The 17,091-nt window shown below is 70.7% G+C and carries 16 protein-coding genes and 2 pseudogenes; 10 read left to right on the top strand and 8 right to left on the bottom strand.

What is annotated here, in order from left to right; translation table 11 throughout:
• Nucleotides 1–66 precede the first annotated feature (66 nt).
• The 4 genes and pseudogenes from ABZ923_RS37615 to ABZ923_RS37600 all read right to left on the bottom strand — a co-directional run.
• Nucleotides 67–153: pseudogene (locus ABZ923_RS37615) on the bottom strand (phage tail protein); the annotation flags it as partial.
• Nucleotides 154–264: 111 nt separating this feature from the next.
• Nucleotides 265–672, bottom strand: a complete 408-nt coding sequence (locus ABZ923_RS37610) for a hypothetical protein (RefSeq protein ID WP_361481632.1) — start codon at nt 670–672, stop codon at nt 265–267.
• A 231-nt stretch (nt 673–903) separates the two neighbouring features.
• Nucleotides 904–1,122: a hypothetical protein gene (locus ABZ923_RS37605; RefSeq protein ID WP_361481629.1), complete on the bottom strand. Its 219-nt coding sequence runs from the start codon at nt 1,120–1,122 to the stop codon at nt 904–906.
• Nucleotides 1,119–1,787 (bottom strand): hypothetical protein, encoded by a 669-nt coding sequence (locus tag ABZ923_RS37600; RefSeq protein ID WP_361481626.1) that lies wholly within the window; start codon nt 1,785–1,787, stop codon nt 1,119–1,121. The genes ABZ923_RS37605 and ABZ923_RS37600 overlap by 4 nt, the downstream gene beginning before the upstream one ends.
• A gap of 334 nt (nt 1,788–2,121) precedes the next feature.
• On the opposite strand from ABZ923_RS37600, the gene ABZ923_RS37595 reads away from it, so the two are divergent.
• Both ABZ923_RS37595 and ABZ923_RS37590 read left to right on the top strand, forming a co-directional pair.
• On the top strand, nt 2,122–2,580 hold the full coding sequence (locus tag ABZ923_RS37595) for a helix-turn-helix transcriptional regulator (RefSeq protein WP_361481623.1): 459 nt from the start codon (nt 2,122–2,124) through the stop codon (nt 2,578–2,580).
• Nucleotides 2,581–2,821: 241 nt separating this feature from the next.
• Nucleotides 2,822–3,148, top strand: coding sequence for an antibiotic biosynthesis monooxygenase (locus ABZ923_RS37590; RefSeq protein WP_361481620.1), 327 nt, complete (start codon nt 2,822–2,824; stop codon nt 3,146–3,148).
• Between the two features lie 63 nt (nt 3,149–3,211).
• Here the strand turns inward: ABZ923_RS37590 and ABZ923_RS37585 are convergent, their stop codons facing one another.
• Nucleotides 3,212–5,494: a (Fe-S)-binding protein gene (locus tag ABZ923_RS37585; RefSeq protein WP_361481617.1), complete on the bottom strand. Its 2,283-nt coding sequence runs from the start codon at nt 5,492–5,494 to the stop codon at nt 3,212–3,214.
• A gap of 171 nt (nt 5,495–5,665) precedes the next feature.
• Between ABZ923_RS37585 and ABZ923_RS37580 the strand changes: the two genes are divergently transcribed.
• The 5 genes from ABZ923_RS37580 (at nt 5,666) to ABZ923_RS37560 (ending at nt 10,965) form a co-directional block, all read left to right on the top strand.
• Nucleotides 5,666–6,685, top strand: coding sequence for an MraY family glycosyltransferase (locus tag ABZ923_RS37580; protein ID WP_361481614.1), 1,020 nt, complete (start codon nt 5,666–5,668; stop codon nt 6,683–6,685).
• Nucleotides 6,686–6,779: 94 nt separating this feature from the next.
• Nucleotides 6,780–8,630 (top strand): molecular chaperone DnaK, encoded by a 1,851-nt coding sequence (gene dnaK, locus ABZ923_RS37575; RefSeq protein ID WP_132784688.1) that lies wholly within the window; start codon nt 6,780–6,782, stop codon nt 8,628–8,630.
• A complete protein-coding gene (gene grpE / locus ABZ923_RS37570) occupies nt 8,630–9,295 on the top strand; it encodes a nucleotide exchange factor GrpE (protein ID WP_361481610.1) in 666 nt (221 codons plus the stop codon). Before dnaK ends, grpE begins: the two co-directional genes overlap by 1 nt.
• Nucleotides 9,296–9,337: 42 nt before the next feature.
• On the top strand, nt 9,338–10,510 hold the full coding sequence (gene dnaJ / locus ABZ923_RS37565; protein WP_361481607.1) for a molecular chaperone DnaJ: 1,173 nt from the start codon (nt 9,338–9,340) through the stop codon (nt 10,508–10,510).
• A 5-nt stretch (nt 10,511–10,515) separates the two neighbouring features.
• Nucleotides 10,516–10,965 carry a helix-turn-helix domain-containing protein gene (locus ABZ923_RS37560; protein WP_055705130.1) on the top strand — a complete coding sequence of 150 codons (450 nt, stop codon included), beginning with the start codon at nt 10,516–10,518 and terminating at the stop codon, nt 10,963–10,965.
• Nucleotides 10,966–11,023: 58 nt separating this feature from the next.
• Here the strand turns inward: ABZ923_RS37560 and ABZ923_RS37555 are convergent, their stop codons facing one another.
• Nucleotides 11,024–12,463 (bottom strand): PA14 domain-containing protein, encoded by a 1,440-nt coding sequence (locus tag ABZ923_RS37555; protein ID WP_361481604.1) that lies wholly within the window; start codon nt 12,461–12,463, stop codon nt 11,024–11,026.
• 293 nt (nt 12,464–12,756) lie between these two features.
• On the opposite strand from ABZ923_RS37555, the gene ABZ923_RS37550 reads away from it, so the two are divergent.
• Together ABZ923_RS37550 and ABZ923_RS37545 are read left to right on the top strand one after the other, a co-directional pair.
• Nucleotides 12,757–13,863: a substrate-binding domain-containing protein gene (locus ABZ923_RS37550; protein WP_361481601.1), complete on the top strand. Its 1,107-nt coding sequence runs from the start codon at nt 12,757–12,759 to the stop codon at nt 13,861–13,863.
• 284 nt (nt 13,864–14,147) lie between these two features.
• Nucleotides 14,148–15,188: a LuxR C-terminal-related transcriptional regulator gene (locus tag ABZ923_RS37545; protein ID WP_361481598.1), complete on the top strand. Its 1,041-nt coding sequence runs from the start codon at nt 14,148–14,150 to the stop codon at nt 15,186–15,188.
• On the opposite strand, the pseudogene ABZ923_RS37540 reads toward ABZ923_RS37545, so the two are convergent.
• Together ABZ923_RS37540 and ABZ923_RS37535 are read right to left on the bottom strand one after the other, a co-directional pair.
• Nucleotides 15,151–15,267 (bottom strand): annotated as a pseudogene (locus ABZ923_RS37540) (helix-turn-helix transcriptional regulator); the annotation flags it as partial. The gene ABZ923_RS37545 and the pseudogene ABZ923_RS37540 overlap by 38 nt on opposite strands.
• Before the next feature lie 21 nt (nt 15,268–15,288).
• On the bottom strand, nt 15,289–16,299 hold the full coding sequence (locus ABZ923_RS37535) for a helix-turn-helix transcriptional regulator (protein WP_361481596.1): 1,011 nt from the start codon (nt 16,297–16,299) through the stop codon (nt 15,289–15,291).
• A 312-nt stretch (nt 16,300–16,611) separates the two neighbouring features.
• On the opposite strand from ABZ923_RS37535, the gene ABZ923_RS37530 reads away from it, so the two are divergent.
• Nucleotides 16,612–16,947 (top strand): hypothetical protein, encoded by a 336-nt coding sequence (locus ABZ923_RS37530; protein WP_189981924.1) that lies wholly within the window; start codon nt 16,612–16,614, stop codon nt 16,945–16,947.
• The last annotated feature ends 144 nt before the right edge of the window (nt 16,948–17,091 follow it).

Genomic DNA, 17,091 nt, shown 5'->3' with positions numbered 1-17,091 from the left:
CACTCTGACCCTCCACCCCGCTCTTCCGATCGGGTCCTTCCCGGCCGCCGCCCGGGGGGGGGGGGTGTCGGTCGGCGCGGCCGTGCCGACCGGGGCGACCAGGATGCGGCCGGTACCGGCGACGCGGATCTCGTTGGCGTTGTTGCCAGCCATGTGTGACTCCTCTGAGTGGATGGTGAATCGCCCGGCACCGGGAGGTGTCCGGGCAGCACGAAGGCCCTGCCGTGCACGGGAAGGCGGGCAGGGCCTGTTCGGGGGCGGCGCTCAGGCCGTGTGGATGAGCAGCCGGACCGTGGAGTAGTAGCGGTTGGCCGCCGACCGGTTCCAGTCGGGCAGCCAGCGCGGGCCGTCGGCCTCGACGACGTCGGTGACGCGCGCCGTGCCGTAGAGGGTGCCGCGCAGCGTGAGGAGTGCCGAGCGGACCTTCAGGGCCAGGGTGTGCGCGGTGGTCTTGTCGGGGCCGTAGACCTCGAAGTCCACCAGCGGCTGGTCGAGACGCTGGTCGTCGATCCAGGCCCCGCCGGAGCGGGAGACCAGGACGACCTGCTGGGTGCCGTCGAAACCGCTCGGCGGGACGTTGTCCACGGTGGCGGTGGCGAGTTCGGCGCGGGTCTTCAGGTAGTCGACGACGAGTCGTTCGACGTCGGGGAAGGTGACCGTCGGATCGGCCACGGGATGGCCTCCCTTCGCGGAGGGGATGGCTGCGAATGGCTACGACGAAGCGGCGGGCCGGTGTCCGGTCCGTTTCCGGCACCGGGCACAGCTCCGCCGCTGCACCAACTGTGACACGTTGCGAGCGCGAGCGCAACATCTAGTTTCCGGGAGGGGCGTGGCGCTGCGCCGGAACGCGGACCGCCCCGCCGCACCAGGGGGTGCGACGGGGCGGTCGGACGGGAGACGTGGTCAGCTGCGGCCGGGCCGCCCCCGCGCGGCCCGCTCGGCGGCGAAGACGTCCTCCAGGCGGAAGAGGTGGGCCCGGCCCTGCTTGCCGGCCGCGGTCAGCCGGCCCAGCTGCACCCACTTGCGCACGGTCGCGGCCGTGACCCCCGCTTCGGCGGCGGCCGCGGGTCCGGTCACCAGGGTCGGCCCGGCGGGCAGCAGCCGGCTCGGCGTACGGCTCATCGGGCGGCCTCCTCCGCCGCCTCGGCGGCGTCGACCAGTGCGGCGATCGCGTCGGCGTCCGCCCCGGACTCCCGGGCGAGCCGTGCCCACGCCGACTCCGCCCAGCTGTGCCGGTGACCGGGGTCCTCGGCGCACGCGCACTGCGGATCCGTGCACCGGCAGCCGGGGTTGACGCAGAGGACGGTCCGCGCGGCGGGCACCGCGCGCAGGGACACCGAGTCGCACCACGGGCAGCGGCCGTCGACGCGGACCATCGCCTCCGGTGCGCCGAGGGTGCGGCCGCCGCGGCGGGCCATGCGCCGGCACTCGTCCAGCACGTGGGCCGCGAGGGCGGGGTGGTCTGCGATCCGGTCCAGCAGCCGGGCGATACGGCGCAGCCGTTCCGGCACGTCGGCGCGCGGCGCACGGCCGAGCCCGAGCTTGTCCCGTACCGCCTCCTCCAGTTCGGTCACGCCGTCGGTGATGTCCCGCAGGGCGTCGGAGACGTGGAGCCGGATCGGGGCGGCTCCCGCGCCGCCGCCTGCGCCGCGGGAGCGGCCGGCCGAGATGCCCGTGCGACCGCCGCCCGGGGCCAGTTCCGCCAGCAGGTCGGGGAACTGGCGGGCGAGGATGTCGATCCAGCGGGCGGCGCGTGCGATGTCCTGACGGGCGGCGCGGACAGTCATGGAAGGGCACTCCGATCGTGTGTCGGCGGGTTCGTCGGCGGTGGGGCCGGTGTCGACGGGCGGGGTCGGCACGGGAGGCCGACGGGCAGGGAGCCGGGAAGGTCGCACCGGCGGGCTTGCCGGGCCCGCTTGTTGCGGGCGCGCACATAGCTTCGCATGTTGCGCAGGCGCACGCAATGGACACGCGGCGTGACCGGGAGGTTCGGTGGATGGGGTCGACGCCTCTGCCCTTTCACGGGATCCTTACTTGTGCGTGCGCGCACCCACAGATTTCGCGTGCGCGCGAACGCTAAGGTGAGCACGGGGGGAAGCGAAGAACAGGGGAGCACCACAGATGAAGAGCGATGCCGAGCACATCGAGGATTTCGCCGGCTGGGTCGAGGACGTGATGCGGGCGCGCGGTTACGACATCGACAGCCCGCGCGGCGGCGGCAAGACCAAGCTCGCCGAGGACGCGGGCGTGCACCGGGCGGCCGTCACCCGTCTGCTGCAACGGCAGAGCATGCCCGACCTGGACACCATGCGGGGGCTCGCCCGCGCCCTGGACGTCCCCGTCCGGGACGTCCTCATCCGGTCCGGCAAGCTGACGGAGGAGGACCTGCCCCAGGCGCCCGCCCCGCCCGCCGTGCCGTCGCCGGCCGGAGCGGCGGCTCTCTCCGCCGAGCAGGCGGCGGCGGCCCTGGGCATCCCGGAACACCTGCGCGCCGCGTTCGTCCAGATCACCGAGCAACTGCGGGTGGGGACGGCCGGGGTGTCGCCGGAGGGCGAGGCCGAGGAGCAGGCACGGTCCTGATCGCGGGCCGCACCCGGTGGTCCGACCGTCCGTGCGACGACGGCCGGCGGGGTACCGCTGCGACATCCTCGCCCACCCGCACGCGGGGCCGCCGAGCGCGCCGTCCGAGGGGGAACCGGACGGCCGCGGCACCGCGGGCCGACGGTGGCGTCATGGCCGTCGTACCCCGGTCGGCCGCCCGGCCGGCGCAGCGGTCGCGAGTGCCGTGCGGCACCGCCGGGGCATGGGCCAGGATGGGGTCATGAGCGTAGTGAAGATCAACGTGCTGACCGTGCCCGCCGAGCAGCGGGAGGTGCTGGAGAAGCGGTTCGCCTCGCGGGCCCACGCGGTGGAGAGCTCCGACGGCTTCGAGTGGTTCGAGCTGCTGCGCCCCGTCGAGGGCACCGACCAGTACCTCGTGTACACGCGCTGGCGTGACGAGGAGTCGTTCCAGGCCTGGATGGAGGGACCGATGAAGTCCGCGCACCAGGGCGGCGGCGAGGGCGGCGAGCGCCCGAAGCCGGCGGCCTCCGGCTCGACCCTGTGGTCCTTCGAGGTGGTGCAGCAGGCGGCCCCGAAGGGCGCCTGACGGACGTACGACGGCGCCCCCTGCCTGTGCGGGTCAGGGGGCGCCGTACGTCTGCGGGAGGAGCTACTTCACCGGCTCCGGCTCCGGCTCGCTCTCCGACTCGGTCTCGCCCGCCGGGTCGACCGGCGTCTTGACGGAGTCGAGGAGCAGCTGGGCGACGTCCACGACCTGGATGGACTCCTTGGCCTTGCCGTCGTTCTTCTTGCCGTTGACCGAGTCGGTCAGCATGACCAGGCAGAACGGGCAGGCGGTGGAGACGATGTCCGGGTTCAGGGACAGGGCCTCGTCGACGCGCTCGTTGTTGATGCGCTTGCCGATGCGCTCTTCCATCCACATCCGGGCGCCGCCGGCGCCGCAGCAGAAGCCGCGCTCCTTGTGGCGGTGCATCTCCTCGTTGCGCAGGCCCGGGACCTTGCCGATGATCTCGCGCGGGGGCGTGTAGATCTTGTTGTGGCGGCCCAGGTAGCACGGGTCGTGGTAGGTGATGATGCCCTCGACCGGGGTGACCGGGATCAGCTTGCCCTCGTCCACCAGGTGCTGGAGCAGCTGGGTGTGGTGGATGACCTCGTAGTCGCCGCCGAGCTGCGGGTACTCGTTGCCGAGCGTGTTGAGGCAGTGCGGGCAGGTGGCGACGATCTTCTTCGCCGACTTCGGCTTCGCGGACTCCGGGACGACCTTGCCCTCGTCGTCCAGCTCCTCGCCGAACGCCGTGTTCAGGGCCATCACGTTCTCCATGCCGAGCTCCTGGAACAGGGGCTCGTTGCCGAGGCGGCGGGCGGAGTCACCGGTGCACTTCTCGTCGCCGCCCATGATCGCGAACTTGACGCCCGCGATGTGCAGCAGCTCGGCGAAGGCCTTGGTGGTCTTCTTGGCGCGGTCCTCAAGGGCGCCGGCGCAGCCGACCCAGTACAGGTACTCGACCTCGGTGAGGTCCTCGATGTCCTTGCCGACGACCGGGACCTCGAAGTCGACCTCCTTGGTCCACTCCAGGCGCTGCTTCTTGGCCAGGCCCCAGGGGTTGCCCTTCTTCTCCAGGTTCTTGAGCATCGTGCCCGCCTCGGACGGGAACGCGGACTCGATCATGACCTGGTAGCGGCGCATGTCGACGATGTGGTCGACGTGCTCGATGTCCACCGGGCACTGCTCGACGCAGGCGCCGCAGGTGGTGCAGGACCACAGGACGTCCGGGTCGATGACGCCGTTCTCCTCGGCGGTGCCGATCAGCGGGCGCTCGGCCTCGGCGAGAGCGGCGGCGGGGACGTCCTTCAGCTGCTCCTCGGACGCCTTCTCCTCGCCCTCCATGGTCTTGCCGCCGCCGGCCAGCAGGTACGGCGCCTTGGCGTGCGCGTGGTCCCGCAGGCTCATGATGAGCAGCTTCGGGGAGAGCGGCTTGCCGGTGTTCCAGGCGGGGCACTGCGACTGGCAGCGACCGCACTCGGTGCAGGTGGAGAAGTCCAGCAGGCCCTTCCAGGAGAACTGCTCGACCTGGGAGACGCCGAAGACGTCGTCCTCGCCCGGGTCCTCGAAGTTGATCGGCTTGCCGCCGGAGGTCATCGGCAGCAGGGCGCCGAGGGAGGTCTCACCGGTGGCGTTGCGCTTGAACCAGATGTTCGGGAAGGCCAGGAAGCGGTGCCAGGCCACGCCCATGTCGGTCTTCAGGGCGACCGTGATCATCCAGATGAAGGAGGTGGCGATCTTCAGGCCGGCGAAGAAGTAGGTGAGGTTCTGGAGCGTGGAGACGTCCATGCCCTCCAGCCACGACACCACCGGGTAGGAGATGAAGAAGGACGCCTCGTAGCCGTCGACGTGGTGCTGGGCGCCTTCGAGGGCGTGCAGCATGAAGATGCAGACGCCGACGATGAGGATGACGGTCTCGACGAAGTACGCCTGGCCGAAGTTGGAACCGGCGAAGCGGGACTTGCGGCCCGGCTTGCGCGGGTGGCTCAGCTGGCGGATCACGATCAGGGCGAGGATGCCGGCGACCGTCATCGTGCCCATGAACTCGACGTAGACGTTGTACGGCGCCCAGTCGCCGAGGACCGGCAGGATCCAGTCGGCCTTGAACAGCTGCCCGATGGCGTTGACGATCGTCAGCAGCAGGGTCAGGAAGCCCACCGCCACGAACCAGTGCGCCACACCGACGACGCCCCACCGGTTCATCCGCGTGTGGCCGACGAACTCCTTGGCCAGCGTGACGGTGCGTTGTGCGGGATCGTTGGTCCGCGTACCGGCGGGCACGGGCTGGCCCAGCCGCAGGTGGTTGAAGATCTGGAGGAGGGCGCGGCCGAACAGTGCCACGCCGACCACGATCAGGACCAGCGACACGATGATCGCGGCGAGTTGCATTGGGGCTCCTGAGGCGGCCGACATTACTAAGCGGTAACTTATGTAGTCCGTCTGAGACTACCCCTATCTTCCGTCGGGATGCAGTAGAGCGCGGGGTGATCTGGGTCGCCGCCAGGCAATCGGATCGTGTTATTCGTACCGAATTGATACTTTCGCCCCTACCTTAGAGCCGTGCTCTACGGGATCGCCGCCGCCACCGCCGCTCTGCTCTGCACCGCCGTGCTCGCGGCGGTGCTCCGGCTGCCCGCCCTGAGGGCCGGGATCCTCGACCGGCGCCGGCAGCGTCCGATGCCGCTGCTCGGGGGACTCGCCGTCGTGGTCGTCACCTGCCTGGTCGCCGGAGCGGGGGAGTGGACCCGGGTCGCCCCGCTCGGGGACGGGGTCGCCGAACTGCTCATGGCCGCCGCCGGGGTCGCCGGTCTCGGTCTGGTGGCCGACGTGTGGCGGCTCCGCGCGCGCGTGCTCGTCGCCGGTACGGCCGTGGCGGCGGTCTGCGTGGTGCCGTACGACGAGACGGGCCTGCCGGGCGGGGTGCTGGCCGTCGGCTGGATCGTCCTGGCCACCCTCGCCTTCAAGGGGCTCGACCACGCCGACGGGCTGGCCGGGACGGTCGGCGTGGTCACCGCCTTCGGCGCGGGGGTGTGCGCCGCCGCCGAGGTGATGGACGGGCTCGCCGTGCTGCTGAGCGTGGTCGCCGCCGCCCTCACCGGCTTCCTGATGCACAACTGGCACCCCGCGCGGATCGGCCTCGGCGCCTGCGGCTCGCTGTTCACCGGGTTCGTGCTGTCGTCGGCGGTCGTCTTCACGCGCGCGGGGTACGACATCGGGCCCAGCGCGGCGGTGGTGTTCTGCCTCGGTGCCGTGGCCGTCGCGGACGCCCTGCTCGTGGTCCTCGCCCGGGGGGTGGCCCGGCGTCCGCTGCTCCGGCGCGGCCCCGACCACCTCGCACACCGGCTGCGGCGGCTCGGGCTCAACCCGCCGGGGTCGGTCGTGCTGCTCGGGGCCGGCTCCTTCTCCTCGGTGCTCGTGGGGGTGCTCGTGCACACCGGGTGGACGGGGGAGAGGGCCGTGCTCTGGGTGGCCGGCGGGGTGGTGCTGGCCGTCGTCGTACTCCTTCTGATTCCCGTTCCGCAGGGGCGCCGCCCGCCATCGACGCAGGTCAGCGGCCACTTGCGTGTAAGGAGTGGATAAGAGTTGAGCCTGGCTGACTCAGGTCTGTTGACCCGGCGGTTCTGCTCATGCACACTTGAGCCTGTTCCACTCAAGTCAGCTGGAGGAATCAACCATGGCACGTGCGGTCGGCATCGACCTGGGCACGACTAACTCCGTCGTCAGCGTTCTGGAGGGCGGCGAGCCCACCGTCATCACCAACGCCGAGGGTGCCAGGACCACGCCGTCCGTCGTCGCCTTCGCCAAGAACGGCGAGGTGCTCGTCGGCGAGGTCGCCAAGCGCCAGGCGGTCACGAACGTGGACCGGACCATCCGCTCGGTGAAGCGCCACATGGGCACCGACTGGAAGATCCAGCTCGACGGCAAGGACTTCAACCCGCAGCAGATCTCCGCGTTCATCCTGCAGAAGCTGAAGCGGGACGCCGAGGCCTACCTGGGCGAGAAGGTCACGGACGCGGTCATCACCGTCCCGGCCTACTTCAACGACTCCGAGCGCCAGGCGACGAAGGAGGCCGGCGAGATCGCCGGTCTGAACGTCCTGCGCATCGTCAACGAGCCCACCGCGGCCGCGCTCGCCTACGGCCTCGACAAGGACGACCAGACGATCCTCGTCTTCGACCTCGGCGGCGGCACCTTCGACGTGTCCCTGCTGGAGATCGGCGACGGCGTCGTCGAGGTGAAGGCCACCAACGGTGACAACCACCTCGGTGGTGACGACTGGGACCAGCGCGTCGTCGACTACCTGGTCAAGCAGTTCCAGTCCGGCCACGGCGTGGACCTGAGCAAGGACAAGATGGCGCTGCAGCGTCTGCGTGAGGCTGCGGAGAAGGCGAAGATCGAGCTGTCCTCCTCCACGGAGACCTCGATCAACCTGCCGTACATCACCGCGTCCGCCGAGGGCCCGCTGCACCTGGACGAGAAGCTCACCCGGGCGCAGTTCCAGCAGCTGACGGCCGACCTGCTGGAGCGCTGCAAGACGCCGTTCCACAACGTCATCAAGGACGCCGGCATCTCCATCAACGAGATCGACCACGTCGTCCTCGTCGGTGGCTCCACCCGCATGCCCGCCGTCGCCGAGCTCGTCAAGGAGCTGACCGGCGGCAAGGAGGCCAACAAGGGCGTGAACCCGGACGAGGTCGTCGCCATCGGCGCCTCGCTCCAGGCCGGTGTCCTCAAGGGCGAGGTCAAGGACGTCCTGCTGCTCGACGTCACCCCGCTGTCCCTCGGTATCGAGACCAAGGGCGGCATCATGACCAAGCTGATCGAGCGCAACACCACGATCCCGACCAAGCGCTCGGAGATCTTCACCACGGCCGAGGACAACCAGCCGTCGGTGCAGATCCAGGTCTACCAGGGCGAGCGCGAGATCGCGGCGTACAACAAGAAGCTCGGCATGTTCGAGCTGACCGGTCTGCCGCCGGCGCCCCGCGGCGTCCCGCAGATCGAGGTCTCCTTCGACATCGACGCCAACGGCATCATGCACGTCACGGCGAAGGACCTCGGCACCGGCAAGGAGCAGAAGATGACCGTCACCGGCGGCTCCTCGCTCCCGAAGGAAGAGGTCGACCGCATGCGCGAGGAGGCCGAGCGCTACGCGGAGGAGGACCACAAGCGCCGCGAGGCCGCCGAGGCCCGCAACCAGGGCGAGCAGCTGGTCTACCAGACCGAGAAGTTCCTCAAGGACAACGAGGACAAGGTCCCCGGCGAGATCAAGACCGAGGTCGAGGCCGCGGTCGGCGAGCTGAAGGAAGCCCTCAAGGGCGAGGACACTGCCGAGATCCGCTCCGCCACCGAGAAGGTCGCCGCCGTCTCGCAGAAGCTGGGCCAGGCGCTGTACGCCGACGCCCAGGGTGCGCAGGCCGCGGGCGGTCCCGAGGGCGCGACCGCCGGTGGCGCCAAGGCCGCCGACGACGACGTGGTGGACGCCGAGATCGTGGACGACGAGCGCAAGGACGGTGCCGCGTAATGACGGAGGAGACCCCGGGTTTCGAGGAGAAGCCCGACGTCCCCTCCGGCGCCACCCCTGACGACGCCGAGCCGAAGGCCGCCTCCTCCTCCGAGGAGGGGGCGGCCCCGGCCGGGGACGCGAACGCAGAGAACGCCGGTCTGGTCGCCCAGCTGGACCAGGTGCGCACGGCGCTCGGCGAGCGCACGGCGGACCTCCAGCGGCTCCAGGCCGAGTACCAGAACTACCGCCGCCGGGTCGAACGGGACCGGATCGCGGTCAAGGAGATCGCCATCGCGAACCTCCTGACCGAGCTCCTGCCCGTGCTCGACGACATCGGCCGGGCGCGGGAGCACGGCGAGCTGGTCGGCGGCTTCAAGTCGGTGGCCGAGTCGCTGGAGACCGTCGCGGCCAAGATGGGCCTGCAGCAGTTCGGCAAGGAGGGCGAGCCCTTCGACCCGACGATCCACGAGGCCCTGATGCACAGTTACGCGCCGGACGTCACCGAGACGACCTGCGTGGCGATCCTGCAGCCGGGGTACCGCATCGGCGAGCGCACCATCCGCCCCGCGCGGGTGGCCGTCGCCGAGCCGCAGCCCGGCGCGCAGACCGCCAAGGCCGAGGGCGGCGAGGAGAACACCCCGGCGGCCGACGACAAGGAGAGCGGTGGCCCGGACGAGGGCTGACGTGAAGACTGAGGGGAACCGCGGAAAGGGGGTACGTCGAGGATGAGCACCAAGGACTTCATCGAGAAGGACTACTACAAGGTCCTCGGCGTCCCCAAGGACGCCACCGAGGCCGAGATCAAGAAGGCGTACCGGAAGCTCGCCCGCGAGTTCCACCCGGACGCCAACAAGGGCAACGCCAGGGCCGAGGAGCGCTTCAAGGAGATCTCCGAGGCGAACGACGTCCTCGGCGACCCCAAGAAGCGCAAGGAGTACGACGAGGCGCGCGCGCTGTTCGGCAACGGCGGCTTCCGCCCCGGACCGGGCGGGGCCGGCGGCTCCTTCAACTTCGACCTGGGCGACCTCTTCGGAGGAGCGGGCGGCGCCCAGGGCGGAGGCTTCGGCGGCGGACTCGGCGACGTCTTCGGGGGCCTGTTCAACCGCGGCGGCACGGGTACGAGCCGTACCCAGCCCCGGCGCGGCCAGGACATCGACACCGAGGTCACGCTGAGCTTCACGGAGGCCATCGAGGGCGCCACGGTGCCGCTCAGGATGTCCTCCCAGGCGCCCTGCAAGGCCTGCTCGGGCACCGGCGACAAGAACGGCACGCCGCGCGTGTGCCCGACCTGCGTCGGCACCGGCCAGGTCGCGCGGGGCTCCGGTGGCGGCTTCTCGCTCACCGACCCCTGCCCCGACTGCAAGGGCCGTGGCCTGATCGCCGAGCACCCCTGCCTGGAGTGCAAGGGCAGCGGGCGGGCCAAGTCGTCGCGGACCATGCAGGTCCGCATCCCGGCGGGCGTCACCGACGGGCAGCGGATCCGGCTGCGCGGCAAGGGCGCGCCCGGCGAGCGGGGCGGGCCGGCCGGCGACCTGTACGTGGTCGTCCACGTCGGCGAGCACCCGGTGTTCGGGCGCAAGGGCGACAACCTCACCGTCACCGTGCCGGTGACGTTCACCGAGGCGGCCCTCGGCGGCGAGGTGCGGGTACCGACCCTCGGCGGCCCGGCCGTCACCCTGAAGCTGCCGCCCGGCACCCCGAACGGCAGGACCATGCGGGCGCGGGGCAAGGGCGCGGTCCGCAAGGACGGCACCCGTGGCGATCTGCTGGTCACCGTCGAGGTGAGTGTCCCGAAGGACCTGTCGGGGAAGGCTCGTGACGCACTGGAGGCGTATCGCGAGGCGACCGCGGACGAGGACCCGCGGGCGGAGCTGTTCGAGGCCGCGAAGGGAGCTTGAGAGTGATGGACGGCCGTCGGCGTAACCCGTATGAACTGACCGAGGAGACCCCGGTCTACGTCATCTCGGTGGCGGCCCAGCTCTCCGGACTCCACCCGCAGACGCTGCGCCAGTACGACCGCCTGGGCCTGGTCTCCCCGGACCGCACCGCGGGCCGGGGCCGCCGCTACTCGGCCCGTGACATCGAATTGCTCCGCCAGGTGCAGCAGTTGTCGCAGGACGAGGGCATCAACCTGGCCGGCATCAAGCGCATCATCGAACTGGAGAACCAGGTCGCCGCGCTCCAGTCCCGCGTCGCGGAGCTGGAGGCGGCCCTGGACGGCGCCGCGGCCGCGATGCAGCAGCGCGAGGCCGCCGTGCACGCCTCCTACCGGCGCGACCTGGTGCCGTACCAGGAGGTCCAGCAGACCAGCGCGCTGGTGGTGTGGCGGCCGAAGCGGCAGCAGCAGGACTGACGCGCGCGGACGCACAAGGAGAGGGGCCCGGACGCCGGGCCCCTCTTCCGCGTGTCCGTCAGCCGGCGGACGCCGGCTCGGTGCCGTCCTCGGCCGGCGGTGTGCCCAGCTCGGTCGCGACCACCACGTTCGCCTCGCGCGTCAGCTGGTAGCGGGAGTTCCAGCTCGTGTCCACGGCGTCCACGAAGAAGCAGCGCTCCTCGCCGTCCGGGGTGGACGTGTACCGGTAGGAGGTGACGTCGGGCATCAGCCAGGCGTCCTGGTACGCGGAGCAGACCCGGTCCTCGCCGTCGCTCAGGATCCGGCCCGCGTAGACCGAGTACCGGTGCAGGTCGGGCGCCGGGTTCCCGTCCCACGTCAGCTCGAAGCCGTAGTCGGTGGGGGTGACCTGCAGTCCGGTGACGAGGGGCGGCGGGGTGTCGTCGCGGCGCTTGCCGGCGAGGACGGCGGAGCGGGCGGACTCGTTGCCCGCCGCGTCCACCGCGGTCACCCGGTAGTAGTACGGGGTGCCCACCGCGGCCGTGGCGTCCCGGTAGGAGGGCTCCACGGTGCTGCCCAGGCGGGTGTAGGTGCCGTCCGCGGTCGCCGCCCGGTACACCCGGTAGGAGGCCGCGCCGGTCTCGGCGCTCCAGCCGATGCGCAGGCCGTCCTGCTCGGAGGGGTCGGTGACCTCCAGGCCGGCCGGGGCGCCGGGCGCGGTGCGGTCGGCGGTGGTGACGGGCTTGTCCGCCGTGCCCGCGGACTCGTTGCCGGCCCTGTCGTAGGCGCGGACCTCGTAGTAGTACGTGTCGCCGGTCACCGGGAGGGTGGTGTCGGTGTACGTGGTGGCGGTGGTCGTGGCCAGCGGCACGGCCTCGTACGGGTAGCCCTTCAGCCGCCGGTAGACGCGGTAGCCGGCGAGGTCCATCTCCTTGTTCTTCGACCAGCCGACCTTCGCCCTGCCGGTCGCGGCGTCGTACGTCACCGCGGCGCCGGCGGGCACCAGCGGCGCGACCTTGTCGACGTCGGACGAGGTGCGGGGCAGGTAGGCGAAGGAGACGTTCGCGGAGCCGGTCCAGTTCACGAAGTCCACGCGGAGCGTGTGCCTGCCGGACGGCACGGTCACGTTGACGGTCTTCTTCTGGGTCGTGGAGACGTTCTTCCAGAGGTCGACCTTGCGGGTGCCGTCCAGGTAGACCCGGATCCCGTCCTGCGCGGCGACCGTGAGGGCGAAGGGCCCGCCGGAGCCGAAGTCGCGGGTGACGGTCCAGCGGACGCCGAAGTTGTCCCTGGGCAGGCCCGTGGCGGGGGCGCCGGTGCCCCACTGCTCGGCGACCGCGCTGTCGCAGTCCGCCTTCTTCGGGGTGCCGGAGAACGTGGTGTTCGCGAAGAACTGCCGGGTGTAGACCGGCGAGGCGCAGCTGGTCGCGGCGGAGGCGGTCGGGGCGACCGCGCCCAGCAGGGCACCGGAGGCGGCGAGTACGACGGCCGTGGCGGTCGTACGTCTGGCTGAGATCATTCGGTCCTCTGATCGAGTCATGGGCGGCTCGAGGCCGTCATGATCACGACTAGTGACGAACCGGGTTGGTTGTACGGATCTTTGCAGACCCGTGAACTCCCTTTGGATGTACGGTCCGTAAAGGGCATTTGAAGGGGGTTTCGCGCGACCTCCACAGAGGCAGCTGAGCGTGGTGTTGCGGACTCGTTAAGTGATTCTTCTTGACGCCGGGTGCGGCCCCCAAGTTGTCTTTTCAGACACCTGGGTCGTATTGCAGCACCCACGTCCGGAACGCACCTGAAGTGAGCACTCGAATGCGTCGAATCGCCATATCCGTGGCCGTGTCCACGATGACCCTCTCGCTCGCCGGCTGCGGCGTGCTGAACGCGACGGGGGACGGCGCGAGCGCGAGCCCGACCAAGGGCAACGACGTCACGGTGGGCCTGCTGCTGCCGGAGAAGGCCAACACCCGCTATGACAGGTTCGACTACCCCATCATCCGGGACAAGGTGGCCGAACTCACCAAGAAGCAGGGCAAGGTGCAGTACGCCAACGCCGACGCGAGCGCCGCCCGGCAGTCCGAGCAGATGCAGAACATGATCGACGCGAAGGTCGACGTCATCCTGCTCGACGCGGTGGACGCGCACGCCGTCGCCGACGAGGTGCAGAAGGCCAAGGACGCGGGCATCCCGGTCATCGCCTACGACCGGCTCGCCGAGGGCCCGATCGACGCCTACATCTCCTTCGACAACGAACTCGTCGGCGAGGTGCAGGGCCGCACCCTGCTGGAGGCGCTGGGCCCGAACGTCGACACCTCCGACAAGGTCGTCATGATGAACGGCTCGCCCACCGACCCCAACGCCAAGCAGTTCAAGGAGGGCGCCCTCTCCGAGCTGAACGGCAAGGTGGACATCGCGGAGAGCTACGACACCACGGACTGGAAGCCGGAGAACGCCCAGGCCAACATGGCCGAGGCCATCGCCAAGATCGGCAAGAGCAACATCGCCGGTGTCTACGCCGCCAACGACGGCATGGCCGGCGGCGTCATCAAGGCCCTGAAGGCGGCCGGTGTCACCACGCTGCCCCCGATCACCGGCCAGGACGCCGAACTGGACGCCGTGCAGCGGGTGGTGAGCGGCGAGCAGTACATGAGCGTCTACAAGTCCTACCCGGACGAGGCCGAGGCCGCCGCGCAGATGGCCGTCACCAAGATCCAGGGCAAGGACATCCAGTTCGACGCCCTCACCCAGGACCGGGTGGACAGCCCCACCGCCAAGGACATCCCGGCCAAGCTGGTGCAGGTGACCGCGCTCACCAAGCACAGCATCAAGGACACCGTCGTCGCCGACGGCATCTACAGCGTCGGTGACATCTGCACCGCCAAGTACAAGGCCGCCTGCGCGGCGATGGGCCTCAAGTAGGCCCGTACATCCCTCCCGTGCGGCCCGGCCGGGGTACGGGAACCCCGGCCGGGGCCGCCGCGGGTGCCGGCGGCACCCGGGGGGAAACGGCCCCCGCGATGCCGAAGCACCCTCCGCGCCACCACCGTCATCTTGGTGCGGTGCGAGGGGCGGAGCGGCACCGAAAGCGGGGCACACCGGGGTTTTCCGGTGGCCACCGTGGGGAGAGCCGTGTTGCGGACCCCCTTCGGCGCCGCGCATAGTTGCGCTGCGGAAGTGGCAGCACACCGGGGGTGGAATGGGCGATGGCCGGGCGCGGGGCGGAGGAGCATCCTCACGGTGCCGACCGGCTGTGTGAGGCCGGGGATCGGGTGTACTCCCGTGCCGTGCGCCGGGGACGGGTGCCGCGCACGGACGCCGAACCGGTGCCCTGCCTGCTGGAACTGGCCCTGCTGCACCCCGACCCCGACGACATGGACTGGCTGGTGCCGACCTCCCCGCAGGAGGTCATGACCCGGCTGCTGCGCGGGGTCTACGACGAGGTCAGCGCGAGCCAGCGGCGGGTGGGCTCGGCGGTGGCCGCGTTCGAGTGGTACGCGGGCCTGGGGCGGCAGCTGAACACGCCGGCAACGGCCGAGGGCAGCGCCATCCGGGTCCTGGACGGGCTGTCCCGCATCCAGGCCGCGATGGACGAGGCGACCGAGGCGTGCACCACCGAGGTGCTCACGGTGCAGCCCGGCGGCATCCGGCGGGAGGCGGAACTCACCGAGGGCCTGCACCGGGCGCTGGCGCTGCGCGGCCGGGGCGTGCGGATGCGGGACCTCTACACGCACGTGGCCCGGCACGGCCAGGGGCTGCTGAACTACCTGGAGCTGATGGGCGACACGGTGGAGGCCCGCACCCTGGACGAGGTCATCGACCGGCTCATCCTCTTCGACCGCACGGTGGCGTTCATCCCCGCCAACGCCGACCGCACGATGGCCCTGGAACTGCGCCACCCGGCCCTCGTCGAATACCTGGTCACGGTCTTCGAACGCCTCTGGCGCCTGGCGATCCCGCTCACCGCGCCGCTGCCCGACACCGGCATCGAGGGCATCTCCCACCGGGAGCAGTCCATCGCCGCGCTGCTCGCCGAGGGGCACCAGGACGCGGTCATCGCCGAGCGGCTCGGCATCAGCGTGCGCACCTGCCGGGCCCACATCGCCCGGCTGTCCGAGACCCTGGGCGCCGCCAGCCGCACCCAGCTCGGCGTCCGCATCGCCCAGGTCGGCCTGGACGGCCACCGCCCGTCCCTGCCGGCCACCGCCCTCACCGGGTCGGATCAAGAACCCCCGACCGCGCGATGAGGTATCCGGGCCGCGCCCGGCTCGCACTGCCCAGCGTGGCGGCGAGCCTCGCGATGTGCGGCCGCGCGGTCCGCCCGTTCGCGTTGCCGGGGCCGCCGCCTCAGTGGTCCCGGTCCAGGATGCCGGACTGGGCGATGAGGTAGCCGAGCTGGGCGCGGCTGCCGCTGCCGAGGGCCTGGGCGAGTTTGGCGATGTGGGCGCGGCAGGTACGGACGTTCATACCGAGGCGGCGGGCGATGGCCTCGTCCACGTGGCCTTCGACCAGGAGCTTGGCGATGGAGTGCTGGATCTCGGTGATGCCGTCGGGGGCGGTTTCGTAGGGGGTGCCGGCGCTCAGGGGTACGGCGTGGTCCCACATGAACTCGAACACCTTGATGAGGTAGCTGACGAGGCCCGGCTGACGGATTTCCAGGGCGACTTTCTGGTCGTCACGGGTCGGGATGAAGGCGACGGTCTGGTCGCAGATGATGAGCCGCTCGACCAGTCCGTCGATGGTGCGCTGCTCCACCTTGCCGTCGGAGAGCCGGGCGGCGTAATCCAGCCGCTCCGAGCTGTACCGGGCGGTGTGCGGGTAGAGCGTTCTGATGCGCACCCCGCGTTCGATCAGCGGCCGGTCGCGTCCCAGCCCCTGCTTGAGGCTGCGCTCGGGCCGGTGGCCGCTCGGCTGGACCGTGAGCATCTCGGTCTGGCACTGCGAGGTGGCCAGATCCAGCGCCGCGTTGATGCGCTCACTGCCCTCCAGGACCGTGATCGAGTCGCTGGTGACGGACATCTGGGCACCGAGCGCCATGAAGGGGGCGAAGGCGTCGGACAACTGGATCGACTGCCGCCTGCGTTCGGTGATCTCGTGCTCGATCGGATTGAGCCGCTGGGCGAGGGCGACGGCGGGCGGCACCGGACGCAACCATTGCGGGTCGTCGGGGTCGGGATGGAGGAGGGCGAACTCCATCAGGCAGGGAGCCGGCGCCACGTCTTCCCGAGCGATTCGCCCAGTACGCAGGGCCGCAGCATAAAGTTGTCCGCCTACTTCGCACATCTCGGTCATCGCATGGGGATGTGTCGTCTTAGTCCGATTTGCCACCAAATCTCCACCCCCCAGGGTCCTGAACATGCAGGAACATGATGCACCGATCGTGTGGCATTGATGTGCCCGAATGAGCCATCGTCGTACCTGACGGGGGAAGAGGGGACCTTCAAGTGAGGACGAAGCCGACTATGCGTAACAGAATGCTTCGCTCGGTGCTTGTCGCCACCTTCGCCGCCGTCGCGACCGTCGGGATTCTCGGTGGAGGGTCCGGCGGAAGAGGTGTTGACGCGGGCGACAGCGTCTGGCCACTGGCTCCGAAGGGGCATGTGCTGGCGGACAGTGTCTGGCCGGCGGCAGCGGCATCGGAGGCGACGGCAAGCGTGGCTGGGAGCTGATGTGACCACTCCACCCGACGACCGCTCCTTCCGTCGCGAAATGGCCACCGCCTACCGTTCCGGCTGGCACTTCATCGACCTGGTCACCGCCATCCCCCACAGCGGTGACTCGCTGATGGTGACCGTGTTCGGGGAGCCGGTCGTCGTCACGCGGGACGAGGACGGGGACGTACGGGCGTTCCGGTGCCTGCGCAAGCCGCGTGGAGCGCCGCAGCCGGTGCGCTGTGCCATCCGGTACGGAATGATCTTTGTGAACCTGGACCAGCGGGACCACCGGCTCACCGAGCCGGCGGAGTCCGACCTGAGGACCATCTCGGCCACCCCCCGCAGTGCCTGACGCGATTCCCCCGTCGTAACAGATCGCTCAGGCGCTTCCCCCCGCAGCGGGGGGGGGGCGGGGGCGGACCCGGGGGCCCGGCGCGGGGTGGGGGGGGTATTGTGCGGGGAGGGGACCCCCCCCCAGGGCGCCAAAAACCCCCGG

The sequence above is a fragment of the Streptomyces sp. NPDC046881 genome, from assembly GCF_040645015.1.
GTDB lineage: Bacteria > Actinomycetota > Actinomycetes > Streptomycetales > Streptomycetaceae > Streptomyces.
Note: the sequence above shows the minus strand (reverse complement) of the source record. Positions and strands in the feature narration are given on the sequence as shown.